Genomic DNA, 24,793 nt, shown 5'->3' on the forward strand with positions numbered 1-24,793 from the left:
CCTCCTTCTCGACGGCGCCTGTTCCCGATCTCGGGGGGCGGGCAGACGGTACGGGCGCCGGCGCGCGCGGCGCAACGAGTTTTCCGCCGCGCTGCCCCGACCGACTCGCCCACCCCTCAGAGCGAGGAGTGCCGGCGAACCGTCGCGGGCCGCGGTGCGGTCGGCCCGGCCTGCCGGACGGGGCGGCCCAGCAGCAGGACGGTCGCGGCCGTGGTGAGCAGTGCCGCCTCGACGGCCAGGCTGAGCAGGCCGAGGGGCTCGGTCCAGTTGCCCTTGTCGTCGGTGTAGCCGGGCAGGCCGGGGCCGCGGGAGAGCAGGTAGCCCGCCATCGGCCCGAGCGCCACGCCCGTGGCCAGCAGCCAGGGGAGCCTGCTCAGGCTGGTCCGACCGACGCTCAGCAGGGCGAGGGCGCACAGGAGGCCGGTCGTCTCCAGCAGGTAGTAGCCGATCCCGACGTAACGCGGGGTCTTGCTCCCGGGCAGGCCGCCCTGGTCCTGGACGTGGATCCAGGCCACCGCCAGGCATAGCACGGCGGTGAGGGCGGCCACCCGGTTTCGGGCAGGGGAAAGCGCGGACACAGTAACCTCCAGGGGATTGGCAGGAGGGCGGGGATGCGCCGGATGCGGCCGAGCGGGCCCGACGCCCGCTCGGCCCTGGGTTCCACCCGGTCGGCACGGCCGCACCACAGGTGCTGCCGCCCCCGACCGGGCCGCCGGGGACTTGCACTCGGTCCCCGACTCGACTGCCGGTCGGGCTCTGCCAGAGCTTCTGCCCGGGGGTACGCGCCCCACCGTCGATGCGTTCAGCCCCGCCACGGGTGGACGTTCGGTGCTGGTCACGCCGCTCTCAGTGTCGGTGGACGTGGTCCGGCTGGTTGGGGTCGCCCGGGTGTTCGTAGCCGGGGGCGAGGCGGACGAGGGCGGCACGGCGGAGGGTGAGCCAGTCGTCGAAGGCGCTGCCGCGGGCTGCGGCGAGGAGGTCGGCGTGGATGGTGGGGCGGACGGTCGGGTAGGGCAGGGTGCGGGCCGGCTCGACGTGGTCGAGGACGGCGAGGTGCCAGCCGAAGGCGGTGTGGACCGGGCCGATCCGGTCGCCGGGCCGGGCGGCGAAGACGGCGTCCTCGAGGGGTCCGGTGAACTGTCCGCGGGTGAGGCTCTCGGGTGGGCCCAGGTCCTCGGGTCGCAGGGCGGCTGCCTGGTGGGCGTGGGGGCGCAGGGCCTGGCGGAGGGTGCGGCGTTCGGGGCGGGTCCAGAGGTCGGGGTTGGCGTCGTAGTAGCGCCGTAGCTCGCTCTCGTCGACGGTGACGTCGGCGGTGACGTGGGTGAACAGGTGGCTTGCCGTGGCGGCGAGGGAGCCCGGTGACGGCGGGTCCGGGCGGGCGGCGGCCGGGAGCAGGCGGGCGGCTTCGTGGCGGATCAGGGTTTCGGAGGCCAGGAGCCCGGCGACCCAGCAACGCAGTCGTCGTGCGGAGGCGGTGTCGTCCTCGGGCAGTCTCGGGCCGAGCGGGCCGCTGCGGATGGCGGCGAGGCGGGCGTCGAGGTCGTCGGTGGTGACGGTGCGGTCGCCGACGCGGGCGACGACGTGCGCGTGGCCGGTCATCGGGCGGCGGGTCATCAGGCGGCCGGTCACCGGGCGGCGGTCGCGCGGGCGGCGGGGCCGGTGCTCGGGGTGGCCGGTTCCGCGACGGTGATCGAGACGGTGGGCGTGTAGTGGAGGCGGCCGAAGTACATGACCTTCACCAGGGCCCACCAGTGGCCGGGGCGGGTGTCGGGCGGGGCGGTGACCTGGTAGCGCAGGGTGTTCGTGCCGCCGGGGTCGACGGTGAAGGGCTGGGTCCAGGGGCTGGTGCGGTGCCACAGGGCGTAGGGCGTGATCAGTTGGGCCTCGCCGTGGATCGGGCCGGCCGCCAGGTTGTGCAGCTCGACGAGGAGTTCGCCGTTCTCGCCCGGACGCAGGGTCAGGTCGGTGGTGGGGAGGGTGACGGTGAGTTCGGCGGGGGTGACCGGTCGGTCGGGGCTGTCGGTGGGCTGGGCGGGGACCACGAGGCGGGCCTTGCGGGTGACCCGGTCGATGGACAGGGCCTGGTCCCGTTCGCGGGGTGTCTCGGGCAGCGGGTGGTCGGGTTCGGAGCCGGGCAGGGCGAGTGGCAGGGGGAGGTCCGCGGCGCGGGCGGTGGGGGTGTGGTCGACGGTGACGACGTCCTCGAACGCCTGGCCCCGGGTGTCCTTGGTGCGGACGCCGACGAAGTACCGGCCGCCCGGGCCGGCGGGTCGGACGCGAGCGGTGTAGCGCAGGTGGGCGCCGGGGGCCAGGGAGTACATCCGGGTGGCGGGGGTGGCGCTCCAGCCGGGCGGCAGGACGAGTTCCACCGTCCCGGTGGCGTCCTGGCGGGTGTGGGAGGAGGCGAGGGTGATGTCGAGGTCGTAGGGGCCGGTGCCGGTGACGGCTTCGGGCGAGGCCTGGATGGTCGTCATCTGGTAGCCCATCGGGGCGGCGCCCTTGTTGTGGCGCCAGTAGGGGGCGTAGACGGGCTGGGCGGGCTCGGTGGCGGGGGCCAGCTCGGTGCCCCGGGGTCCCTGGATGTCCGACAGGGTGGGCTCCGCGGTGACGGCCAGGGTGCGGATCTCGAAGGCGCCGAACGTGCAGTCGATCCGTCCGCCCTGCGCCCGGACGCCGCCGGCGGCCTGCGGTGCGGCCTCCAGCAGGTCGACGCCCACGGCCGTGGTCAGCGGGCGGACGAAGGTGAATCGCGCGGTGGTGGGGCGGCCGCTGGATTCGTAGGCGCGGATCACGAGGCCCTGGCGGGGGTCCTGCTCGGTGCCGGCCATGGCGGCCATCGGGTTGCCGCGCGGCTTGCAGGCGGTCACCACGACGCTCTCCCCGTCGGTTGCCAGCAGTTCGGCGGCGGCCGGCAGCGAGCCGGGGTGGGCGGTCTCCTGGCGGGTGGTGAACGGGGTGTTGTAGGCGTGTCCGCGCCGGGCCAGGCCGGCCTCGCGCCAGTCGCCGTGGTGGCCGATCAAGGCGTACTCGAAGGTGTGGCTCCAGTGGTTGGTCTGGAAGGCGGCCCCGTCGGGCAGCCGGCGGCGCGGCGGGTCGATCCAGGTGCCGGAGGGCCAGCCGGTGGAGGAGCGCAGCAGCCCGAGGTACAGGTCTCCGCAGGGGGCTGCGGTGTAGCCGGGCAGGCCGCGGTTCAGGACGGCGAAGCCGTACGGCTCCACCTGGCCGGTGGTGCCGTCGAGTTCGGCGGGCTGGACCACCTCGATGCGCGGTGCGCGGCGCAGTTCGGCGGCCAGCTCGTGCAGGGCGGCCCGGGTGTCCGCGGGCGTGCGGCCGGCGATGACCAGGACCGGCAGGGCGAGCGGGTCGCGCAGGTCGGCGTTCGGGAGCCAGACGTCGGCCAGCGGTCTGGCGGCCGGCACCCACACCCGCGCGGTGCGGGCGCGGGAGAGCCCGCGGTCCAGTTCGGCCCGGTAACCGGGCGCGGCGGCCGCCAGGACGGCGGCGGTGAAGCGGTTCTCGGTCGCGGAGCCGACGGAGATGCGCAGGTCGGGGAGGTTGGAGTCGACGTCCAGGCTTCCGTAGCGCGGGCCGTCGTGGGTCGAGGTGGTGGCGGTGACGCCGGTGGCCACCAGCGCGGTGACCGCCTCGCGGGCCTGGGTGTTGTAGGCGGTGGCATCGGGGACGACGAGTTCGGCGACGCTGACCGCCCGGGCCGCGCGCTGCGCGCCCCCGGGACTGTCGGTCAGCGCGACCACCAGGGTGGCGCCCAGTTCGACCCAGTTGTAGGCCGGGTAGTCCAGGGTCCAGGGGGTCTCGGCGTAGTCCACGTCGGGGAAGCCGAAGCCGCGGCCGACCACCGCGTCGCCGACCTCGGCGACCGGCATACCGCCGGTGACGGCGGGCTGGAAGCGCACCCGGAGCAGGCGGTCGGTGCCGGTGTAGCCGTCGATCCGGGTGCTGAGGTCGATCCGGTCGACGCCCTGCCACAGGGTGATCCGCTGGGTGAACCGGCACTGCGCGAAGTCGGCCTGGACGGTGACGCGCCGGCCGATCGGGCTCTGTTCGACGGTGACGGTCGCGGGGCGGTCGCTGCTGCGGGCGACCGGGGCGCCCTTGGGGACGGTGACCCAGGGGCCTCCGGCGGGGGCGCCGGGTCCGTCGCGGTACTCGTCGTAGGCGAGCAGTTCGTTGGCGCAACCGCCCGGGCGCAGCATCTGCTTGCCCGCCGTCCTGTCGTACAGCGAGGTGATCACGCCACCGCGCGCGGGGTCGACGGCCAGGCGGTAGTACTCGTTCTCGATCTCCAGCCCGCCGGCGGCCGTCCAGCCCGTCGCAGCCGGCAGGGTCTGAGGGGCCGGCAGGGTCTGGGCGGCCACCACGTGGTGGGTGGCGTAGCCGGTGGCGGGCACCTCGCGGGCGACGAAGGACAGGCGCGCGGTGGCGATGCTGCCGTCCGGGTGGCGGGTGATCCGGTCGGCGACGGCGGGCACCGGCCGCCCCTGCGGGTCGGCCAGGGCGAGCCCGGCCGGGCCGGGGGCCGGGAAGCTCACCGCGGCGCGGGCCAGGTCGGTGCGGCGCCAGGCCATCGGGTTGAAGACCAGCAGCGGCGTGCCCGCGCCGCGGGTGTCGGCGCGGGCGGCGAGGAAGGCCTGCGCGCCGTCGAGCGCGGTGCGGGCCAGCTCCAGCGCCTCGCGCCAGCCGCCCAGCAGGTCGAGGTAGACCTGGTCGCTCTCGGATCCGGTGATGGCGTCGTGGTGCGCACCGAAGCACAGTTGCCGCCAGGCCTTGTCGAACGCCTCCCCCGGGTACCGGGCGCCCAGCAGCGCGGCGACGGTGGCGAACCGCTCGGCGGCCAGCAGGGTGTTCTCCGCTTCGCGTTGGGCCTGCTTGGTGTCGATGAAGGTGATGTCCTTGCCGGTGAAGATGGGGTTCATGTCCCGGGTCTGCGGTGAGAGCGCGGTGCCGGATGCGGCCAGGTCGCGGCGGACGGCGTCGAAGAACTCGCCGGGCACGGCGGTGACGAACCTGGGCCAGGTGTAGCGCTCGGCCCAGGAGCGGTGCACCCGGGTGACCCAGCGGTTCGGCGGGGCGTAGTCCGTGCCGACCGGCAGCAGGCAGTTCCTGGTGGCGGCCACCGACTTGAGGTCGCGGAACAGCTCGTAGGCGGTGGCCTCGGCGGCCTCCAGCGTCTCGGCGCTGTCCATCTCCCAGCCCGCGGAGTAGTGGTTGGGCATGTAACTGGTCAGCAGCGAACGCCCGCTGGGCGCGATCCAGTCGAACTCGCTGCGGAACTGCATCCGTCGGTTGTCGCCGACGTGCCCCTTCGGCCCCCACTCGTGGTGCGGGCCGCGCGCCCAGGAACTCGAGGTGTGCCCGGCGTCCGCCATGATCCCCGGGAACTGCGGATCGTGCCCGAAGACGTCCAACTGCCAGGCGGTGCAGGGCGATCCGCCCAGCACGTCCCGCTGGTAGCCCATCCCGTACACCGCACTGCGGATGGTCAGCTCGACACTGGTCAGGTTGGTGCTGGGCTCGTTGTAGAGGCCGCCGACCAGCTCCAGGCGCCGCTCGGCCAGCAGGTGGCGGACGTGGTCCCGGTCCTCGGGGCAGCCGTCCCAGAACGGCTTGAGGTAGTCCAGCTCGGCCAGCGCGAGCTTGTAGTCGGGGTCGCGGCGGGCCATGTCCAGGTGCGCCCGCATCAGCGTCAGGCCCGGGCGCTGGAATCCGGCGTTCTCCCAGGTCTCGGTGATCGCGCCCTGGGTGTTCCACCAGACCGGGTCGTAGTGGAAGTGCGGCACCATGAACATCGTCCAACCCGGCTCGGCCGCCGTGATCCGCACCGACTGGGTGTCCACCACGTCGCGGGTCGCCGCCCGGACCGCAGCCGGCAGCACCACGCCGTCAGGCTGTTGCCGGGAGTGGACCACACCCACCTCGACGGTCTCCTGCCCACCCGGCGCCAACTCCCGTACCACGGCCGGCTCGGGTGTGCGCACGCCCTCCCCCGACAGCTGGACCGTCGCCGCGTCCTGCGGCCCGACCGGCCGGGAGCCGATGTTGGCCACGCTCACCTGGACCACCTGGCGCGGCTCCTCCCGCGAGCCGGTGAACAGCTCGGTGGAGGCCACCGCGGTGACCTTCAACGCGGCTCCCGCCACCGCCGGTTGGGCGCTGAGGGCGATCAGCTTCAGGTCCCCGTCGTCGGGCAGGACCAACGCCTGCGCCACCCGCAGCGGATCGCACGGGACCACCTGGAGGAAGAGCCGCACCCGCGGCGCGCAGTCGCCCGAGGCCTGGTGCCGGTGCGTGGCCTCCACCGCGACCGCCTCCAGGAACCGCGGACTGCTGGTCCAGTCCGTCAGGCGCAGCGGGACCCGCACCGAGCTGCCGTCCGCGTAGTGGAGTTCGGCCATCCGGTCGGCGTCCCCGTTCGAGGCCGCGCCGATGACGTACAGCAACGAGTACCGCCCCGCCGGCAGGGTGAGCGTCTGACCGTGCGCGGCGAGGAAGTTCTTCGTGCCCGGGCCGTAGGACGGGAAGGCGAACGGCACCCCGGCGATCAGCGTCCGCCCCGACGGCAGTTGCTCGGCGGGGTAGCACCAGCCGTACCCGTCGAAGTCGGCCGCCGCCCGGTCGCGGTCGTAGGAGGCGCCCGCGAGGTCGTGGGGCAGCGGCACCGGCACCGCCTCGGGGACGGTCACGTCCGCGTGCGCCGGGACGACCGCGCCGCCCTCCACGCCCACCACGGCGGCCGAGGCCACCGCCAGCAACGACAGGAAGCGCCGCCGGGCGAGGCCGCCGTCCTGCGCCACGTCGGTCGTCTGCACTGCGCGTTCGTCAGTCACGTCATCTCTCCCGCACCGGCCCGGGCAGCGAGCCCGCCGAATCCGCGGGCCCTCGGACTCCCGCCACGGTGGGTCACGATGCCAGTCCGGCGGGTGCGACACCCACGCAGACATGACGGCGGCGCCCAAGTGAGCCTGAACTGGCCATTCGTAGGACCGGCCGACGGCCACCGGAGGCGGTTCGCCTGGGAGAGGCCGGAGTGCCGCGTTGCTGCACCGAGGGATTCGCCCCTTGATCGTTTGGGTCGATAAGCTGACACGGGATCAGCTTGCTGTCGTGTTCATGCAGGCGTCGAGCCGGAGGTTCGGCGAGGTGGACACGGACCGATCCCTGTGCGCGGATGACGGACTACTCTGGGGGACCTGCTGCTCATGCGCTACCGCACGATTCCATGCCTGCTCACCACCGCCCTGACGCTGTCCTCGGTCGCCGCCTGCGGGAGCAGCGGACCGGGAGGCGGCGACGTTCACGACAGTGGACGTCCTACCGTGCCGGCCGCACCGCCGCGCCAGGCGTACGATCCGCCCACCGCCTTCGACGCCGGCAAGGGTGTCGTCCTGCCGGGCGCGGCCCTGGGCATGGCCAAGGAGCCGGCCCTCGGCCGGCCGCGCAGGTCGCTGCCCGTCGTGCTGGACGGGACGACGGCCTACCTCGCGACCACGGACTCCTTGCAGGCCGTGGACGTGACGACCGGCAAGGTCACGACGACCCTGGGCGCGCGGAATCCGGCCGCCCAGCCGAGCAGCACGTCGGACGGCGACAACCCCGCCGGCGCTCCGGTGCTCGCCACCGTCAACGGGAAGAGTGACGCCGCCGTGGCCTTCCTGGAGAACGTTCCCGGTCAGGGCACCACGGCCGGGCACCTGTCCGTCGAGCTGGCCGCCCTGGACACCGGCACCGGGCAGGCCGCCTGGTCGATGCTCCTGGACGTGCCGGACGGAGTGATCGACCCGCGCCCGACCTCCTCCAACAGCCCTTCCGCCACGCTGCTGGGCGTGCACGGCAGTACGGCGGTCGTCGAGGTCACCGACGGCCACCAGGGTGTGGTGCTGGCTGCCGATCTCGGCACCCGGAAGGCGTTGTGGGAGAAGAACGCGTTCCTTCCCCTGGCAGTAGCCGGCTCCCAGGTGGTCGGTGTCGTCCACCAGGACGGCGGCGACGACGCCGTGACCGCGCTCGACCTCACCGACGGGCACCAGGTGTGGAGTCTGCCGAACGACGTCTACAACACCAGCATCGACGTGGTCGGCCCGACCAAGGTGCTGGTCTCGGCCCAGGACTTCGAGAGCGGGGCATGGTCCGCTCAGCTGGTCGACGATGCCACCGGCCACGCCGCGCCCGTGGCGAGCTTCGACAGCGGTACCGCGGTCTCCCAGTGCTTGTATGACGATCGCTCGGTCATCCTGTGCGCCAACGACAGCACGGTCGTCGCGGCCGACGCCACCGACGGGCATCAGCTCTGGAGTCTGCCCGACGCGGCCCACCACCGTGTCGCCCCCAAGGTGTCCGCCCTGTGGCACGGCCTGGCCTACGGCGTCACCGAGAACGGTCCCGTGATCCTCGACGCGCGGACCGGAGCCGACCGTTCGGCCGGCCCCACGATCACTCCCCTGCTGGTCGACGGGTACACCGCGCTGGCGTACGACGGCGGGCACTCCGACCTGCGGGCCTATCCGACGACCGGCTGACGCTCGGAGTGTCCGGGGTGACTGACAGGAAGGGATCATGATCAGCAACGAGGACGTCGGGGCCGTCGCCCGCACGTTGACGAACGCGTTCGTCGGGCTCCGGTGGACCGAGGACGACGTGCGTGGTCTCGTCGACCGGCTGGGCTGGGAGTGGGCCGGGGCCTCGGAGGACCGGGTCCGGGTGGTGACCGGGCTGCCGGGCGGAGACGCGGTGCTGGTGCCCGTCGGTGCGGCGGCCCGGGCGTGGGCTCCGGGGCAGGAGTACCTGGAGCTGGCGGTCCCGGTGAGCCGCCCGGCTCCGGACGTGCGGGCGCAGGCCGAGGAGTTCCGGCGGGTCGCGGACGCGGTCCGGGCAGCGCTCGGGGACGCGACGTACGTCGGGGCCCACGGGTTCCGCGGCCCGTCCGGGTGGAGCCCGCAGCCGTCCTGGGGCAGGCCGTTCCTGCGCTGGCGCCGGGAGCGGATGACCCTGGAACTGCGGGCCGGGGTGGCCGGGCCCGAGCTGGTGCTGCAGCGCAGCGAGGTGTGGGAGTCCTGGTACGCACAGGCCGGGCAGGGATTCGCCGCGGTCCTGGCGGACGGCGGGCACCCGCTGGAGCAGCCGCGCTGGGAGCACGTCGGTGACTGGGAGCAGTTGCAGAACGCGCTGGGGGCGTTCCTGCGGACGCTTCCCGCCGTGGTCCTGGCGACCGGGCTGACCCAGAGCATGCCCCTGTACGGCCGGCTGCCCGGGGAAGGCGCCCCGCTGCTGTTCGGCATCAGCTGTTTCGCGGATCGCCTGTACGTCGACTACACCGAGTACCGGGTGCCCGAGGCGGCTCGCGGGGAGAACGCCGCCGCTCTCGGGTGGACCTCCCGAGACGCCCTGCCGCCCCTGCCGGCCGGCTTCGACGGCGGGGCGCCGTGGCGCGTCGATGCCGGCGGTCCCGGGGAGGTGGCCGCCGCCGAGCTCGCGGGTCTGATCGTGCGCACCGCCCGCAGCGCGGGAGTCGAGTCCCCCGCCGGGCTCATGATCGGCGGTGAGGCCCTGTACCGGGGGCAGTACCGGCTCGCCTTCCCCGGGCTTGCGATGCCCACCTGCTGACGGCGTGGAGCTTGCGTCCGGATAATGGACGACATGATCGACAAGCCGCTGCGCGTCGTGCTGGCCGAGGACTCCGTGATCCTCCGGGACGGGATGGTCGAACTGCTCGGCGCCCGCGGGTGCGAGGTGGTCGCCACCGCCGGGACCGCCCCCGAACTGATCGCCGCGGTCGCCGAGCACCGCCCCGACGTCGCCGTCGTCGACATCCGGATGCCGCCCACCCACACCGACGAGGGCATCCGCGCCGCCGTCGAGATCCGGGCGCAGCTGCCCGAGGTCGGGATCCTCGTCTTCTCCCAGCACGTGGAGACCGCCTGGGCTTCCCGACTGCTCGCCGGTGGCGCGGCGGGGATCGGCTACCTGTTGAAGGAACGGGTGGCCCGGACCGCGGAGTTCGTCGACGCGCTCCAGCGGGTCGCGGCGGGCGGCACGGCGCTCGACCCCGAGGTGGTCACCCGCCTGCTGCGCGGCGGACAGCGCAGCCGGGTGGCGGCGCTGACCCCGCGTGAGCGCGAGGTGCTGGAGCTGATGGCGCAGGGCCGCTCCAACCGCTCGATCGCCGCCGTGCTGGTGGTGTCGGAGCGGGCGGTGGAGAAGCACGTGGCGGCCGTCTTCACCAAGTTCGACCTGCCGGCGACCGACGCGGTCAACCGGCGGGTCAAGGCGGTGCTGGCCTACCTCTCGGAGCGCGGGTAGGTCGCTGCTGGGGCGGCCCGCCCGGGCGTCACAGGCGGCTCGGCAGTTCGGCGGTGACCACCGTCGGGCCGCCCGGCGGGCTGTCCACCCGCAGCACGCCGTCCACCGCCGCGAGCCGCGCGGCCAGCCCCGCGAGCCCCGTCCCGGCCGACGGCGAGTCGCCACCGAGCGCTGCGCCGCCGCACCCGTCGTCGCGGACCACCAGGCGGACCCGGCCGCGGGCCGCCGTCGCGCTCAGCTCGGCCGTCCGGGCGCCGCTGTGCTTGGCGACGTTGGTGAGCAGCTCGGCCGCGCAGAAGTAGACGGCCGCCTCGATCGCCTCCTCCGGCCGCTCCCGCAGGTCCAGCCGCACGGTGACCGGCACCGGTGAGGTGGCGGTGAGGCCGGGCAGCGCCTCGGCGAGGCCGCCGTCGAGCGCCACCGGGTGGATGCCCCGGGTGAGGCGGCGCAGGCCGGCGATGGTGTCGTCGGTCTGACCGCGCGCCCGGCCGATCAGGGTGCGCAGCCGTTCCAGGTCCGGCGGGGCCGCAGCCGGGTCCAGCGTGTCGTCGGCGAGCGAGAGGCTGATGGCGAGGGCCACCAGTTGCGCCTGGGTGCCGTCGTGCAGGTCCCGTTCGAGCCGGCGCAGCCGGTCGGTGTTCTCGGCGAGCAGCGTGGTGCGGGCCCGCTCCAGCTCGTGGACACGCTGCTGGGCCCTCGCCGGGCCCAGCAGCAGCCGGGCGAGGGCGCGGTCCGCGGCGCCGACCGCGCGCAGTGCCGCGGGCAGCGTGGCGAGGACGGCGAGCCCGAGCGGGACGGCGGCCGCGTCCGGCCACCCGAACGACCGGGGTCCGGGCTCCAGCAGCCTGACCCACAGGGGGAAGCCGAGCAGCCAGCCGCAACCGAGCGGGAGCAGGACGGCGACGGCGAAGCCGAGCACCCCGAGCGGCAGCCGCAGCAGCAGGTAGAGCAGCGACCGCCAGGCGACCGGGTCGGTCAGCCGCACCCGCCCCCGCGCCAACACCCCGTGCGGGCGCGGCAGCGCCGACGGCGCGGCCACCTGGACGCCGAGCAGCCGTCCGACCAGCCGTCGGTGCAGCGCACCGAGCCCGCGCGCCCCGGCCAGCGCGGCGACGACGAACGGCAGGCCGAGCACGGTGAGCGAGAGCAGCACTCCCCCGTACAGCACCGCCACCGCGTACGCCCCGCCGAGCACCCCGAGCGGCAGCCCGAGCACCGCGAAGGCGAACTCGCCGCCCCGCACGGCGAGATACCGCTCGGGTCGCCTGCCGGCCGGCGTCACCCGCGCTCACCGCCCAGCGCGTCAGCCGCGGGACCGCTCGCGGCCCGCAGCCCCGTGCCGAGGATCGCCGGCACCGTCAGCACCACCGCGCCCAGCACGACGCACCCGCACGCCGCGCCCGGGACCACCGGCACCGGTGTCCCCGCCACCGCCCGGCTGAAGGCCCCCGCCGACGCCATCGCCACGGCCCCGCCCAGCACCACCCCGATCGCCGTGGTCAGCGCGGCCTCGACCGACAGCATCCGCAGCAGCTGACGCCGCGTCGCGCCGACCAGGCGGAGCAGCGCGAACTCGCGGCGGCGGTCGGCGGTCAGCGCCACCAGGGTGTTCACCGTGGACACCGCGGCGAAGCAGACCAGCAACGCCAGCTCCGCCTGGCGCAGCCAGACGTCGGTGGCCTTGGTGACACTGGTCGCGGCGCTGCCGGCGTGCGGCACGTGCTCGGCGGTACTCGTCATGATCAACATGGTGCCCGACAGTCCGACCAGGAGCGCCACCGGCACCACCGCCGAGGAGAGCCGGGCCGCGTAGCCGCGCAGGTTGGCGTCGGCCAGCCAGCCCGTCCGCGGCGCCAGCGCCCGCACCGGCGCGCCGAGGACGGCGGCCAGGGTGCGCGCCGCCGGCGGGCCCAGCAGCGCGACCGCGACCAGCAGCACCAGCGAGGCGAGCAGCGCGGCCTGCCCCGCCTTGTCCAGCTCGCCGGCCGGCCGGGTCGCGGCCAGGCGCAGCAGCAGTACCCCGCCGGTCAGCGCGCCCGCGCCCGCGATCAGCCGCAGCACGCCCGCCGACCCCACTCCGGTGCTGCTCGCCGTCAGGGCCTCGGCCGGGGCGATCCGGGTGATCCGCCGGGCCGCGACGGCGGTGGCCACCAGCCCGACGAGGAGCGCCGTGAGCAGGGCGACCGCCATGGGCACGGGTGTGCCGGGGATCCGGATCCCGGGCGCGGCCATCCCGCGCTGCTGGAGCGCCGCGAGGAACCACCGGGCTGCGAGGGAGCCTGCCGCCCAGCCGGGCAGCGCCACCCCGAGCACCGTCGCCGCGACCTGGACCCGCACCAGGCACCGCACCTGGCGGGGTGTCGCCGCGACGGTCCGCAGGAGCGCGAGGTCGCGGTGCTGTTGCCGCAGGGTGAAGCCGAGCGCGTTGACGACGACGAAGAACGCGACCAGGATCGCGATCTCGCCGAACGCACCCGCGATCACCATCAGGCCCGGCCCGTCGACCGCGGCCGACCGGACCGGGGCCGGGGCCGCGGCCTGGGCGGCGAACAGCGAGCCGAACAGCGTCACCGCCGCCACCGCCAGGAACAGCGCGACGGCCAGGCCGGCGAAGGCCGCCGGGCGGCGGCGGAACTGGCCGACGGCCAGCGACAGCACGGTCCCCATCGCCCTCACCCGCCCAGCCGGCTCAGCCGCTCGCCGACCTGGGCGGCGGTCGGTCGCACCAGCTCGTCCACCAGCAGCCCGTCGGCCAGCAGCAGCACCCGGTCCGCGTACCCGGCGGCGACCGGGTCGTGGGTGACCATGACGCAGGTCCGCCCGTCCCGGTCCACGCCCGTGCGCAGCAGGTCGAGGATCTCGTGCCCGGTCGCCCGGTCGAGCGCGCCGGTCGGCTCGTCGGCGAACAGCACCTCGGGCCGCGCGACCAGCGAGCGGGCGATCGCCACCCGCTGCTGCTGGCCGCCCGAGAGCTGCCCGGGCCGGTGCCGCTCACGCCCGGCGAGCCCGACCCCGGCGAGCGCCGCCAGCACGCGCGCCCGCTCCGGCCGGTCCCCCGCGAGCCGGCCGGGCAGTTCGACGTTCTGCGCGACCGTCATCCCGGGCATCAGGTTGAACGCCTGGAACACGAACCCCACCCGGGTGCGGCGCAGCTCGACGAGCCGCCGCTCGGGCAGCCGTGACACCTCGGTGTCGCCCCACCAGACCGCGCCCCGGCTGGGGCGGTCCATCCCGGCCAGGCAGTGCAGCAGCGTGGTCTTGCCGGAGCCCGAGGGCCCCATCACCGCCGTGAAGGTGCCGGGCGCGAACGCCACGGACACCCCGCGCAGCGCCTGGACGGCGGACCCGCCCCGCCCGTACGTACGGTGCAGCCCCTCCCCCCGCACGGCGGCGCCCGTCCACGTCCCCGCCGTCGGTGCGGCGGGGTCTGTCGTCATCTCAGCCATGCCTTCATCCTGGGCGGGCGGGACATGCCCGGACGATCGTGCCGACCCCCGGATCCGGGGTTCGGAAAACCGAACCCCGCGGGTGGTGGCCACGGGTGGTGGCACCGACCTTCGAGGGGCTCGTGGTGGCGTGGCCGCCGGCTCAGGGGGTCGGGATGATGTGCAACCGCGCCTGGTACCCACCGCTTGAGTCCACCGCGAACAGGCAGCCCGACGACCGGTCGGCGGCTCCGTCCTACCGTCGGGCCCGGCCCGGCGCTCAGGCCGCGGTGGCGAGTGCCCGGGCGGGCTGCGTCTGCTCGTAGGCGTGCCCGACCCGCAGGAGCGTGGGCTCGCCGAGGGGCCGGGCGAGCAGTTGCATGCCGAGGGGCAGGCCCGCCGCGTCGTGGCCGACCGGCACGGTCAGCGCGGGCACTCCGGTGATGTTGGCGGGGGCGTTGAGGCGCACGTAGGCGTCGGAGACGCTCTCGGTGGTGCCGTCGGGCCAGCTGACCGTCGCCTGGTCGGCGCCGACCGCGGGCATCGGCACGCTCGGGGCGGCGATCACGTCGACCTCCTCCAGCAGCCGTGCCCACTCGGCGCGCATGAGCGTGCGGGAGCGTTGAGCGCGCAGGTAGTCACCGGCGCTCAGCAACTCGCTCGCCTCCAGGAGGATGCGGACGTCCTCCTGGTACAGCTCGGGGACCGTGCGCAGGGTGCCCTCGTGGTAGGCGCCGGCTTCCGGCACCATCAGGCCCCACTGGGTGGCCTGGATGTAGCGGGTCATCGGGATGTCGACCTCGACGAGCCGTGCGCCCAGGGCCTCCAGCTGCCGGATGGCGTGCCGGACGGCGGCCGCCACCTCCGGGTGGACGTGGTCGAAGTAGTAGGTGCGCGGCACACCGATGCGCAGCCCCGTCAGGTCCGTGCCGGCCCCGGGCCGGTAGTCCACGGCGGGCACGGACAGCGAGGCGGGGTCACGCGGATCGTGTCCGGCCAGCGCGGTCAGGACCAGGCCCGCGTCCTCGACGGTGCGGGTGATCGGGCCGACGTGGTCCAGCGACCAGGACAGGGAGGTGACGCCGTGACGGGGGACGAGGCCGTAGGTCGGCTTGAGGCCGACGACCCCGTTGAGCGCGGCGGGCACCCGGATCGACCCGCCGGTGTCGGTGCCCAGGGCGAAGGTGGCGGTGCCGGACGCGACGGCGACCGCGGAGCCGCCGCTGGAGCCGCCGGCGACCCGGGCCCGGTCCCAGGCGTTGCGGGTCTGCGGAGTGGTCAGGCCGAACGCGAACTCGTGGGTGTGGGTCTTGCCGAGCAGGATCGCGCCGGCTGCGCCCAGCCGCGCGGCGACCGTGCTGTCCGCCGTCGCGCGGTGGTCGGCGCGGACCCGGGAGCTGGCCGTGGTGGCCATCCCGCCGACGTCGATCAGGTCCTTGAGCGCCATCGGGATGCCGTGCAGCGGTCCCCGGTAACGGCCGTGCGCCGCCTCGTGTTCGGCCTCGCCGGCCGCCCGGCGCGCCTGCTCCGCGGCGACCGTGACGTAGGCGCCGAGGTGCGGCTCGGTCTCCTCGAGGCGATCGAGGACGGAGTCGACCAGTTCGACCGGGGACAGTCGCCGGGTCCGGATCGCGTCCGCGGCGGCGGCCAGGGTCAGCTCATACGGCTGCATCGTGCTGCTCCTCTCCGGCGCGGTAGGCGGCCGCGGGCGGGACGTCCGCGAAGTCCAGCTCGCGCAGCACCGCGACGACGCGGTGGATGTGGTCGGCGACCGCGGCAACCGCCGCGTGGCGCTCGGCGGGCAGCGCGAGGCCGGCGCGGGCGGCCCAGCGGGCGGCCTCCGGTGGTGTGAGTTCGACGGCGGGCATGGCGGTTCTCCCTGTCGGTGCTGGCTTGAGCGGCGAAGTGACCCGACGCTCAAAGGCCAAGGATTCGTTTTAGCGGCCGGGTCCGCGGTCAGGCCGCGGTGGTCGGGATCTCGACGGCGGGCTCGGCGAGCAGCCGGTAGCGGCCGCTCTCCCGACGGACGGTGCCGCCCGTGGGCCGCGGGAAGTGGGTGCCCAGGAGCAGCGCGTCGGTGTCCGCCAGGGTGTCGAGCAGCCGAGCGCGGGTGCGGACCGCCTGGGCGGAGTCGATGTCGACGCAACTGTGCACGTGGGGGTGGGACAGCTGCACGGGGTGGTGGATGCTGTCGCCGGTGATCAGTGCCCGGCGGTCGCTGCCGCGCAGCTCCACGGCGACCTGCCCCGGGGTGTGGCCCGGGGCCGGGACCAGGAAGACGCCCGGCGCCACCTCGTGCCCCTGCTCGGACACGTCCACGCGGTCGTACTGCCCGGCGTCGCGGACGGGGGTGACGGAGTCGCGGAACATCTGGCGGCGGGCCTCGTCCAGCTCGGTGGCGGCCCAGTGGTCCCACTCGGTGCGGCTGGTGAGGTAGCGGGCGTTGGGGAAGGTGGGGACCCACTCCTCGCCGGCGAGTCGGGTGTTCCAGCCGACGTGGTCGGTGTGCAGGTGCGTGGTGATTACCAGGTCCACGGACTCGGTCGGGAAGCCGGCCGCCGCCAAGCGCTGCAGGAAGTCGGTGTCGAGGCCGTTCCAGGCCGGGTTGGCGCGCGGCTTGGCGTTGCCGATGCCCGTGTCCACGACGATCCGCAGCCCGCCCGCCTCCACCGCGAAGCTGTGGCTCGCCAGCCGCGGGACCTCGGCGTCGGCGAAGTCGGGGCGCAGCCACGAGGCCTCGTCCAGGACCTCCTTGGTGGCGTCCGGCAGCAGCCAGGGTCCGGTCTGCCGCGGCAGTTCGATCTCGTCGACGCGGCGGACGGTGATGTCGCCGAGGCTCCATCCCGTGCTCGTGGAGGCGGTGGCCTGACGGGGGGCGGCGGTGCTCATGGGTGGATCCCTTTCGGATGGCGCTGGGTGGGGCTGGGCTGGGAGGGGCTGGGTGGTGCTGTGCGGTGTGGGAAGGCAGGACTCGGTCAGGGGGTGCTCGGCTGCCGCACTCCACGGGCGAGGCCGATCAGGGTCAGCAGCACCACGGTCACGGCGTAGAGCGAGACGGCGGTCTGCAGGCCGTACAGGTTGGTCAGCAGGCCGGCGAGGACGGCGGGGATGCTCATGGCCAGGTAGCTGAGCACGTAGTAGGCGGCGAGCGTGCCGGCGCGTTCGTCCGGGGCCGCCGGGGAGAGCAGCAGGCGCAGGGCGCCCTGGGTGACGGCGCCGAAGCCGGTGCCCGCCAGCGCGGTGCCGGCGAACAGGGCGAGCAGGCTGTGCAGCTGGGGGCCGCTCAGGGTCAGCAGGGCCCCGGGGATCAGGAGCGCGGTACCGGCCGAACTCGCGGTGCGGGCGGGCAGCGGCCGGGCGGCCAGCACGGCGAGGCCGGCCGCGGCGGTCAGGGTGAAGAAGACCAGGCCGCCGGTGGCGCGGGAGGCGTGCGGGGCGATCAGCCGGGCGAGCGAGGGACCGAGGGAGGAGTAGAAGCCGCCCAGCGCCCAGGCGGCGACGATGCCGGGGGCGAGCAGCCGCATGGCCGGGCGGGAGGCGGGAGCGACGGCGATGCCCGGACGCAGGGAGCGCCACACGCCGTGGTGGGGGTGCGCGGTCTCGGTGGTGAGGAGCACCGCGGCCGCCTGGGCGACGAAGAGCAGGAGCAGCAGGAGGTAGACGGTGCGGGTGGGGGCGGGGGCGTACTGCACGAGGGCCGTGGCGGCCAGTACGCCGGCCGCCATGCCGGCGACCGGGGTGATGCCGTTGGCGAGGGTCGCCCGTCCCGGGCGGTCGGGGTCCTCGAAGTCGAGCAGGGCGGCTCCGGCGGCGCTGGTGGCCACGCCGGTGGCCAGGCCCTGCAGGATCCGGGCGGCGATCAGCGCCGACACGCCCTGGGCGGTGGCGAAGACGGCCATCGCGACCGCCTGTGCGAGCAGCGCACCGATGAGGACCGGGCGCCGGCCCAGGTGGTCCGAGAGGGTGCCCGCGGTCAGCAGTGCCCCGAGCAGCGCGAGCGCGTAGGCGCTGAACACGACGGTGAGCGTCATCGCCGAGAAGTGCCATGCGGCCTGGTAGAGGGCGTAGAGGGGGGTCGGTGCGCTCGAGGCGGCCAACAGGCCGACCAGGACGGAGGCGTGGAGGGGGAAGGCGCTGCGGCGGCCCAGCACGGGCATGCGGCGGGGCGGGGACGGCGGGGCTACGACGCTGAGCATGGAGCACCTCTCACTGCCTAAAGGCAAACGCTTTGCGTTAGAGAGATTAGCCCTGCGCCAGCCAGAAACGCAAACTTTTAGCTTTTAGGGAGGGAGGGGGTGGGAGTCCGGCCGAGCGCCGTCGCCACGAGGCGGTCGGTGTAGGCCGCCGACAGGTCCGAGGGGCGGAACAGGATGCGGTACATCAGGGGGGCGACCACCACGTCCAGCAGGGTCTCCACGTCGGGCACGGCCTCCCCGCGCCCGGCCGCGCGCACGCCCACGGCCTTCAACTGCTCGGCGGCGTAGTCGGAGCAGCGGGCCGCGTTGCCCTGCTCGGGGTCGCCCAGCAGGGCGTCGCGGATGTAGGTGCGACCCGCCGTCGAGGACATCTCCTCCGCGAACTGGACCGCCCACGCCTCCAGGTCCGCCCGCAGGCTGCCGTGGTCGGCCGGCGGGGTGTCCGGACGCAACCGCTCGACGGCCACGTCGGACAGCAGCTCCCGCAGGTCCCCCCAACGCCGGTACACGGTGGACGGCGTCACGCCCGCACGGGCCGCGATCAGGGGGACGGTGAGCGCGTCCCGCCCCACCTCGGCCTCCAGGTCACGCACGGCCTGGTGCACGGACTGCTGGACGCGGGCACTGCGCCCGCCGGGGCGTGTGGTCGCTCGGGCACTCATGGGGACAGCCTAATGCGAAGAAGTCGCGTCTGGCGGGGCGGCGGGGCGGCGGACCGTCCTGCGGACTGAGGTCAGCCGGACAGCGAACGGGGTCGGCACGCGAGCTCCGGCATCCGGTGGACATCCCGGTATCGAACAGACCAAGTCGGCCGAGTCGCGGCGGCACGCGCACGGTTCGCCGTCGAACGGACGCTACGTTGCGCAGTGCCCATCCCCCGAGCGGGCCCCCGATGGCGGGCCCGCGACGCGCAGGAAGGACCCACGGCGTTGATCCGAAGCCGCCGAGTTCCCACCGCGGCGCTCCTTGCCGCACTGCTGCTGACCGGCCTCGCGACCGGCGGCGATCCGGCCCGCGCCGACGCGCCGGGCCACTCGGCGGTAGCCGCCGGACCCGCCGGACCCGCAGGTCCCGCAGTCCACGCCGGACCCGCCGTCCACGCCGCGCTCGTCGCGGCGCTCCGGAAGGCACAGGCCGACAGCCCCAACGCCCCCGTCCGACACATCTGTTACGCGACGCACGTGGCGTTCATCGGCTGGCAGCAGCCGGTCTGCGACGGACGGCCCAACGGCACCGAGGGGCAGAGCCTGGCCATCCAGGCGATCGACATCATCGCCACCAACACCGGCGGCGTCTGCGCGGACGCCAACGTCCAGAACATCGGCTGGCAGGGCTGGCGGTGCGGTGACGACGGCACGGACATCCTCGTCGGCACGACCGGGCAGTCGCTGCAGATGGAGGCCCTCGCGGTCAGCATCGCCACCAACGGCATCTGCGCCGACGCCTACGTGCAGAACCACGGCTGGCTCGGCTTCCAGTGCGCGGCCGCCAAACAGGTCGCCATCGCCGGCACCACCGGCCAGGGGCTGCGCATGGAGGCGGTCGAGATGGTCGTGTGACCGCTGATCGCCGCCGCGGCGCCGCGTGGTCGTCGAGCCCGGGCTGCTGACCGGTGCGGTAGCCCGGCGCCGGGCCGCGAGTTCGGGGTCCGGGATCGACCCACAGCGTCCCCGGGAGATGCGCGGCAGCAGTTCAGTAGTCCGCGCGGCCCTCGAGCAGGCGGAGTCGGCGTCGGGTCAGTTTCCGGAGTGCCAGCCGGGCGCTGATCTGGTCCTTCGAGCGGCTGCGGGCCTCCATCAGCAGGCTGGGCTTGACCGGGCCGACGAACTTGTCGCAGATGTGCGTGTGGTTGGCGAAGAGCCGTTCGGTGGCGGCCCTGAAGCGCTGGTAGGACTCGCTGGTGCCGCTCAGGGCCCCGAAGACGGGGCGCAGGTCGCGGAAGAGCTGGATGAGCACGTGGTGGTCGCGGCCCTGGATTCCGCTGATGCCGGGCAGGGTGTTCGGCGGGCGCATGACGTTGGGGCGGATGTCGTCGGCGTAGACGGCGTGCGGGAAGTCGGCCGTGTAGAGCAGGGCTGCGGCCGATGCGCGCATCAGGGCGGTGGCCGTGGTCAACGCCTGCTCGGCTGCCTCGTGGTCACCGCGGGAGGTCGCGGTGGTGAACAGGGAGAGCGAGACGATCAGCGCCTGGGTCAGCGTGTAGAACAGCCGGTGACCCAGCATCCAGCGCAGCCGCTCGTGGCAGGCCGGGAGTCGTCGGATGTCGGGCAGCCGGTCCGCGGTGGCCGGCGGGGCGACTTCGGTGCCGGTGAGGCCGATCAGCGCCAGGGCCTGGCCCATGCCGTCCGTCAGGTCCCGCCAGTCCTGCGGGCTCAGTGTCGTGCGGGTGGAGGTGGCGTCCTCGATCACGTCGACGTAGGCGGTGCCCAGGGCGCCCGCGAGGATGGTGGCGCTGTCGCCTTCGGCCCGGCCCACGTCGAACAGCACGTCGAGCGCCTGTTCCTCCGCGCTCCAGCCCTTCGGGGTCGAGATCGTGCGGGTGATGCCGGCGCTCAGCACGACTTGGGCCGCGCGACGGCAGGTCGCCAACTCCGAAGCGGTGCTGCTGAGTCCGACCGGCTCCAGATCGTGCCCGCCCAGAGTTCCCGCCGCCGCCGTCAGGCCCGGCCGATCGGTGGGAAGCAGTTCCGGCAGGGGCAGGAGGAGAAGTTCCGCGGCCATGACCGGCTCCAGGTCTACTCGGTTCCAGTGTGATGGTGTGCGAGTGACGGATCCTCGCCTGTCTACCACACGTGCCTGCCTCGGGGGAGAGGGACAGTGACTGGCGGCGCACCGGGGCGCGTCCAGGCCTGCGGGCGGCGGGCGTGGGCGTGGACGGCACTGCTAGCTCAGCTAGCTCAGCCCGCTGACGGTGCCTACGCTCTTGCTCCCTCCTTGAGGCACGGTCGAGCGGTACGCCGTTCCGGGAGGGCCAGGGTGAATCAGGAATTCTGACGCACGTGCTCACAGCAACACTCCCACGGTTCCCGTGGACAGCCCTCGGCACCACGCTGACCTGCGAGGTCCCGAGGCTGCCGCGTCGGCCGACCAAGGTGCCGTTGACTCTCCCGGTCCCGGCTGGGGTGACCAAGGGCCTTAAGTTCAGGGTCAGTTGGGTGGACTACTCCGTCCTGGCCGGGTTGCACGGCTACATCGGGCTGGAGCGTGCCCTGGCCGACGACGGTTCGAGCTAGAGGCCGCCGGCTTCGTGGGGTGAGCCGTTGATCGTCACGGAGGCGGACAGGGACCTGCGAGTCCTCGCCGAGATCGACGCTGCCACTGGACTGGGGGACTGAGATGCCACGCATCTGCGATGAGACCCGAACCCGCAATGAGGACGCCATCCGGGCGGCCATGGACCTGCTACTGCGTGGCGAGCTGCCACCCAGCCGGCGGCAAGCGCGGCCTCAAGACACTCGCCGCAGAGGCCGGGGTGACCCGCACCGGCTTCTGCCCGAAGAAGAGCCGAGACGATGCCGAGCGTCCCGGCCCCTACCAGCACCTGGCCGAGGAGTTCGAGCGGCGCCTGACGGCCCTGCGGGAGGCCGGGACGGTGCCCGACCCAGGGCCGCCCAGATCGAGCGCCTGAAAGCCGCCAACACCGACCTCAAGCGGCGCCTGGACGACCGCGACACCGCAATCGAGACGCTGACCGACTTCAAGCGGCTGGCCCTGTCCAGGATCGCCGCCCAGCACCTGGAGATCGAGCGCCTTCGAGAAGAACTGACCAGGCGACCCGAGGGGCAAGGTTTGCTCGCGGTCGTCCGGCAGCTGACGGTCGGCAACCATACGGCTCCGCACGGATCATGCAGTTGAACGCCTGACGGGCTCGTCACGGGGCCGTTTGGTTGTCGACCTCGGACGTCAGTGCGCGATGGAATCGATCAGGTTGCGGGCGCCGTCACGGATCAGGGCGGCGGCCACGGCCTTGCCGAGGGCTTCCGGATCGAGCTGGCCGGCCGACTGGGCGGCTTCCAGCACGGTGGCGCCATCGGGGGAGAAGACCATGGCGCGAAGGCCCAGGTGGCCGTCCCCGAAAGCGCGGGCGAAGCCAGCGATGGGGCTGTTGCAGTGCCCGCGCAGAATGTTCAGCACGGTCCGCTCGGCGGTGATCTCCCGAGTTGTGGCACGGTCGCCGAGCGGGGAGAGGAGGCCGATCAGGTCGGCGTCGCCCTCGCGGCACTGGAGGCCGAGTACGGCGGCCCCCAGCGGCGGGCACATCTGCTCGACGGTCAGCACCTCGCTGATCCGGTGCTGTTCGCCGATGCGCTCCAGGCCACAGGCGGCCAGCACCAGGGCGTCGACCTTCCCGGCGTCGAGGGCTCCCAGCCGCAGGTTGGCCGTCCCGCGGATCGGGACCAGCTCCAGGTGGGGGTGGCTGCGGGTGAGCTGGGCGACACGCCGAACCGCCGAGGTGCCAACGCGGGTGCCGGGCGGCAACCGGTCGAGGGTGAGGCCGGCGGGGTGGATCAGCGCATCGCGGATGTCCGCCCGCTTGGGGTGGGCCGCAAAGACGGTGCCCGGGGTGACCAACGGGTCGCCGGACACGTCCTTCATGCAGTGCACCGCGAGGTCGCAGACCTCGCTCATGAGTGCGTCCTCGATGTCGCCGGTGAAGGCGCCCTTGGCGTGCAGCGCGGCCTGTTCGCCGCCCTCGCGGTCGCCGGCCGCGACGAACAGCACCAGCTCGGTGGCCACGCCAGGATGCAGGGCGGCCAGGTCGGCGCGGACCCAGGCAACCTGGGCGAGCGACATGGCCGAGGCGCGGGCGCCGATGCGGATGGTGCGGCGGGTGGACGGCATTCGATCTCTCCCATCATGATTCCGACAAACCGTCGGAAAAAGGTCAGCCATTGTTCGAGTAGCATGCGGTCAACATCTCTTCAGATGCTGGGAGTTGGGGAATGCGGACGCTGATGGTCGGATCGCGGGCCAGTCACCTCGCGCGAGCGCAGGTCAAGGAGTTCCTGGCGCCGCTGCGGGAGCGTTTCCCCGACGTCGAGTTCCGCCACCAGGTGATCCTGGAAGGCGGTGACCGGGACAGGAAGACGGCCCTGTCACAGGTGTCGGCCCGCTCGGGCGGCTCCGCCTTCTCCACCGAGCAGGAAGCCGCGCTGGTGCGGGGCGAGGTGGACGTGATCGTCCACTCGCTGAAGGACCTGCCGACCAGCAACCCGCCCGGCCTGGTGCTGCTGCCCCCGCCCGGCCGTGAGGACGTGCGGGACGCGCTGTGCGGCAACACGCTGGCCGACCTGCCGCAGGGCGCCCGGGTCGGCACCTCCGCGGCCCGCCGGATCGCCCAGTTGCTGCACGTCCGCCCCGACCTGGTGTTCGTGCCGATCCGCGGCAACGTGCCGCCCCGGCTGAACAAGCTCAAGACGATGAACCTGGACGGCGTCGTCCTCGCGGCGGCCGGGCTGGTGCGGCTGGGCCTGGACGACGCGATCGGCGAGCTGCTGCCGCTCGACCAGTTCCCGCCGTCGCCCGGGCAGGGGGCGCTCGGGATCCAGATCCGCGAGGACAACGAGCTGGCCCGAGAGATCCTGGCCACCGCCGGGGATCCGGTGGTGGATGCGGAGGTGCGGGCCGAGCGGGCGATGCTCGGCGAGCTGCACGGCGGGTGCTCGGTGCCGGTCGGCGCCTACGCGAAGGCCGACGGCGACGTGCTGTCGCTGCACGCTCAGGTCACCTCCCTGGACGGGACCACGCAGGTCGAGGCCCGCCTCTCCGGCCCCGTCGCGGAACCGGAGAAGCTGGGGATCCAGGTGGCCGGCCTTCTCCTGGACCAAGGCGCCGAGGCGATCCTCCTGGAGATCCGCCCGGCCGCTTAGCCGGTCAGCAGCCGGGCGAGGTCCGCGGCGGCATAGGTGATGATCCGGTCGGCTCCCGAGCGCTTGAGCATGGTGAACAGCTCCAGCAGCGGGCGGAAGTCCCGCCGCCCGGTGCCTGGGTCGAGCGGGGCCAGGCGGCTGTACTCGCCGGAGACGGAGAACGGCATCAGCGGCGCCGACGTCTTCTGCTTGAGGCTGGTAAGCACATCCACCGAGAGCATCCCCGGCTCCAGCAGCAGCATGTCCGCCCCCTCGCCGATGAAGGCCAGGCCGGTGTCCACCGCGGTCTCCGGCTGTCGCGGGCTGATCTGGAACGGCCGGTGGGCGCCGGAGGCGGGGGTGGCCCGCATGGTGGCCCGGTAGCCCTCGTAGAGGGCGGAGTCGAAGATCAGGTGCGGCATGGTCGCCACGTCGCGGTGGCCGTGCTCGTCCAGGGCCGCTCGCACGCCGGCGGTGGTGCCGCGGATCATCGCGGCGGGTCCCACGATGTCGGCGCCGGCCTCGGCCTGGATGACGGCCTGGGCGGCGATCATCGCCGCCGTGCGGTCCAGGTCGATCCGCCCGCTGCTGGTCAGGTGGCATTCGCCGGTGTCGGTGTGGCCGCACAGGCAGTTCTCGGTCATCACCGCGATGGTCGGCTCGGTGTCCTTGGCGGCGTGGATGGCCCGCACCATCAGGCTGTCCGGTGCGACGGCCCCGGACGCCTCCGGGTCGCGGTGCAGGCTGTTGGCGAACACCTTCACCGAGCGGATGCCCAGGGCGGCGAGGTCGCGCACCGTCTGCGGGATCTCGGCGACCGTGACGGTTGGCATCGGCCGGTCGGCGTCCTCGGTGTCCTCGCGGACCAGCAGGACCATCGACAGGTCGGCCGCCGTCAGCGACGGGCCCTCCAGGAAGCTGCGGACGGCGGGCCGGCCGTGGAGCCGGGCGGGGTCCGTGATCGCGGTGCCGTGCTGGGTGGTGGTCATGTCGTCCTCTCGATCGTGGC

Annotated in this window: 20 protein-coding genes; 6 read left to right on the forward strand and 14 right to left on the reverse strand. The window is 74.0% G+C overall.

Annotated features, from left to right (window positions below):
- Positions 1-116: 116 nt before the first annotated feature.
- The 3 genes from ACQRUO_RS08360 to ACQRUO_RS08370 all read right to left on the reverse strand — a co-directional run bounded on the left by ACQRUO_RS08360 (position 117) and on the right by ACQRUO_RS08370 (position 6,845).
- Positions 117-578, reverse strand: coding sequence for a hypothetical protein (locus ACQRUO_RS08360; RefSeq protein ID WP_428315105.1), 462 nt, complete (start codon positions 576-578; stop codon positions 117-119).
- Between the two features lie 268 nt (positions 579-846).
- A complete protein-coding gene (locus ACQRUO_RS08365; RefSeq protein WP_428315106.1) occupies positions 847-1,629 on the reverse strand; it encodes a peptidyl-prolyl cis-trans isomerase in 783 nt (260 codons plus the stop codon).
- Positions 1,626-6,845: a glycoside hydrolase family 38 C-terminal domain-containing protein gene (locus tag ACQRUO_RS08370; protein WP_428315107.1), complete on the reverse strand. Its 5,220-nt coding sequence runs from the start codon at positions 6,843-6,845 to the stop codon at positions 1,626-1,628. Before ACQRUO_RS08370 ends, ACQRUO_RS08365 begins: the two co-directional genes overlap by 4 nt.
- Positions 6,846-7,217: 372 nt before the next feature.
- Here ACQRUO_RS08370 and ACQRUO_RS08375 point away from each other — a divergent pair, with 372 nt between their 5' ends.
- The 3 genes from ACQRUO_RS08375 to ACQRUO_RS08385 are packed head-to-tail and all read left to right on the forward strand — an operon-like array spanning position 7,218 to position 10,314.
- Positions 7,218-8,534, forward strand: coding sequence for a PQQ-binding-like beta-propeller repeat protein (locus ACQRUO_RS08375; protein ID WP_428315108.1), 1,317 nt, complete (start codon positions 7,218-7,220; stop codon positions 8,532-8,534).
- 37 nt (positions 8,535-8,571) lie between these two features.
- Positions 8,572-9,618, forward strand: coding sequence for a hypothetical protein (locus ACQRUO_RS08380; RefSeq protein WP_428315109.1), 1,047 nt, complete (start codon positions 8,572-8,574; stop codon positions 9,616-9,618).
- A 33-nt stretch (positions 9,619-9,651) separates the two neighbouring features.
- A complete protein-coding gene (locus ACQRUO_RS08385) occupies positions 9,652-10,314 on the forward strand; it encodes a response regulator (protein WP_428315110.1) in 663 nt (220 codons plus the stop codon).
- Positions 10,315-10,342: 28 nt separating this feature from the next.
- Here the strand turns inward: ACQRUO_RS08385 and ACQRUO_RS08390 are convergent, their stop codons facing one another.
- The 8 genes from ACQRUO_RS08390 to ACQRUO_RS08425 all read right to left on the reverse strand — a co-directional run bounded on the left by ACQRUO_RS08390 (position 10,343) and on the right by ACQRUO_RS08425 (position 18,597).
- A complete protein-coding gene (locus ACQRUO_RS08390; RefSeq protein ID WP_428315111.1) occupies positions 10,343-11,596 on the reverse strand; it encodes a sensor histidine kinase in 1,254 nt (417 codons plus the stop codon).
- Positions 11,593-12,981 carry an FtsX-like permease family protein gene (locus ACQRUO_RS08395; protein ID WP_428315112.1) on the reverse strand — a complete coding sequence of 463 codons (1,389 nt, stop codon included), beginning with the start codon at positions 12,979-12,981 and terminating at the stop codon, positions 11,593-11,595. Before ACQRUO_RS08395 ends, ACQRUO_RS08390 begins: the two co-directional genes overlap by 4 nt.
- Before the next feature lie 5 nt (positions 12,982-12,986).
- Positions 12,987-13,760 carry an ABC transporter ATP-binding protein gene (locus ACQRUO_RS08400; protein ID WP_428315113.1) on the reverse strand — a complete coding sequence of 258 codons (774 nt, stop codon included), beginning with the start codon at positions 13,758-13,760 and terminating at the stop codon, positions 12,987-12,989.
- A gap of 259 nt (positions 13,761-14,019) precedes the next feature.
- Complete coding sequence (locus tag ACQRUO_RS08405; protein WP_428315114.1) at positions 14,020-15,411, reverse strand: amidase; 1,392 nt, start codon at positions 15,409-15,411, stop codon at positions 14,020-14,022.
- The gene (locus ACQRUO_RS08410) at positions 15,398-15,607 is read right to left on the reverse strand and encodes a hypothetical protein (RefSeq protein ID WP_428315115.1); all 210 of its coding nucleotides are present in this window, start codon (positions 15,605-15,607) and stop codon (positions 15,398-15,400) included. The genes ACQRUO_RS08405 and ACQRUO_RS08410 overlap by 14 nt, the downstream gene beginning before the upstream one ends.
- Positions 15,608-15,695: 88 nt before the next feature.
- Positions 15,696-16,628 (reverse strand): MBL fold metallo-hydrolase, encoded by a 933-nt coding sequence (locus tag ACQRUO_RS08415; protein WP_428315116.1) that lies wholly within the window; start codon positions 16,626-16,628, stop codon positions 15,696-15,698.
- Between the two features lie 86 nt (positions 16,629-16,714).
- The gene (locus tag ACQRUO_RS08420) at positions 16,715-17,935 is read right to left on the reverse strand and encodes an MFS transporter (protein ID WP_428315117.1); all 1,221 of its coding nucleotides are present in this window, start codon (positions 17,933-17,935) and stop codon (positions 16,715-16,717) included.
- A gap of 77 nt (positions 17,936-18,012) precedes the next feature.
- Positions 18,013-18,597, reverse strand: a complete 585-nt coding sequence (locus ACQRUO_RS08425; protein ID WP_428315118.1) for a TetR/AcrR family transcriptional regulator — start codon at positions 18,595-18,597, stop codon at positions 18,013-18,015.
- Between the two features lie 267 nt (positions 18,598-18,864).
- Here ACQRUO_RS08425 and ACQRUO_RS08430 point away from each other — a divergent pair, with 267 nt between their 5' ends.
- On the forward strand, positions 18,865-19,494 hold the full coding sequence (locus ACQRUO_RS08430) for a hypothetical protein (protein ID WP_428315119.1): 630 nt from the start codon (positions 18,865-18,867) through the stop codon (positions 19,492-19,494).
- A 133-nt stretch (positions 19,495-19,627) separates the two neighbouring features.
- Here ACQRUO_RS08430 and ACQRUO_RS08435 read toward each other — a convergent pair whose 3' ends face one another.
- Positions 19,628-20,656 (reverse strand): hypothetical protein, encoded by a 1,029-nt coding sequence (locus tag ACQRUO_RS08435; protein WP_428315120.1) that lies wholly within the window; start codon positions 20,654-20,656, stop codon positions 19,628-19,630.
- Between the two features lie 688 nt (positions 20,657-21,344).
- On the opposite strand from ACQRUO_RS08435, the gene ACQRUO_RS08440 reads away from it, so the two are divergent.
- The gene (locus tag ACQRUO_RS08440; RefSeq protein ID WP_428315121.1) at positions 21,345-21,563 is read left to right on the forward strand and encodes a hypothetical protein; all 219 of its coding nucleotides are present in this window, start codon (positions 21,345-21,347) and stop codon (positions 21,561-21,563) included.
- Between the two features lie 275 nt (positions 21,564-21,838).
- On the opposite strand, the gene hemC (ACQRUO_RS08445) is transcribed toward ACQRUO_RS08440, so the two are convergent.
- The gene (hemC, locus tag ACQRUO_RS08445) at positions 21,839-22,777 is read right to left on the reverse strand and encodes a hydroxymethylbilane synthase (protein ID WP_428315122.1); all 939 of its coding nucleotides are present in this window, start codon (positions 22,775-22,777) and stop codon (positions 21,839-21,841) included.
- A 101-nt stretch (positions 22,778-22,878) separates the two neighbouring features.
- Here hemC (ACQRUO_RS08445) and hemC (ACQRUO_RS08450) point away from each other — a divergent pair, with 101 nt between their 5' ends.
- A complete protein-coding gene (gene hemC, locus ACQRUO_RS08450; protein WP_428315123.1) occupies positions 22,879-23,805 on the forward strand; it encodes a hydroxymethylbilane synthase in 927 nt (308 codons plus the stop codon).
- On the opposite strand, the gene ACQRUO_RS08455 is transcribed toward hemC (ACQRUO_RS08450), so the two are convergent.
- Entirely contained in the window at positions 23,802-24,773 is a 972-nt protein-coding gene (locus tag ACQRUO_RS08455) for a hypothetical protein (protein ID WP_428315124.1), read from the reverse strand. The two genes, hemC (ACQRUO_RS08450) and ACQRUO_RS08455, sit on opposite strands and share 4 nt — an antisense overlap.
- Positions 24,774-24,793: the final 20 nt, after the last annotated feature.

Origin of the sequence: Kitasatospora sp. LaBMicrA B282 (genome assembly GCF_050325825.1) — a bacterium.
Taxonomy (GTDB): Bacteria; Actinomycetota; Actinomycetes; order Streptomycetales; family Streptomycetaceae; genus Kitasatospora.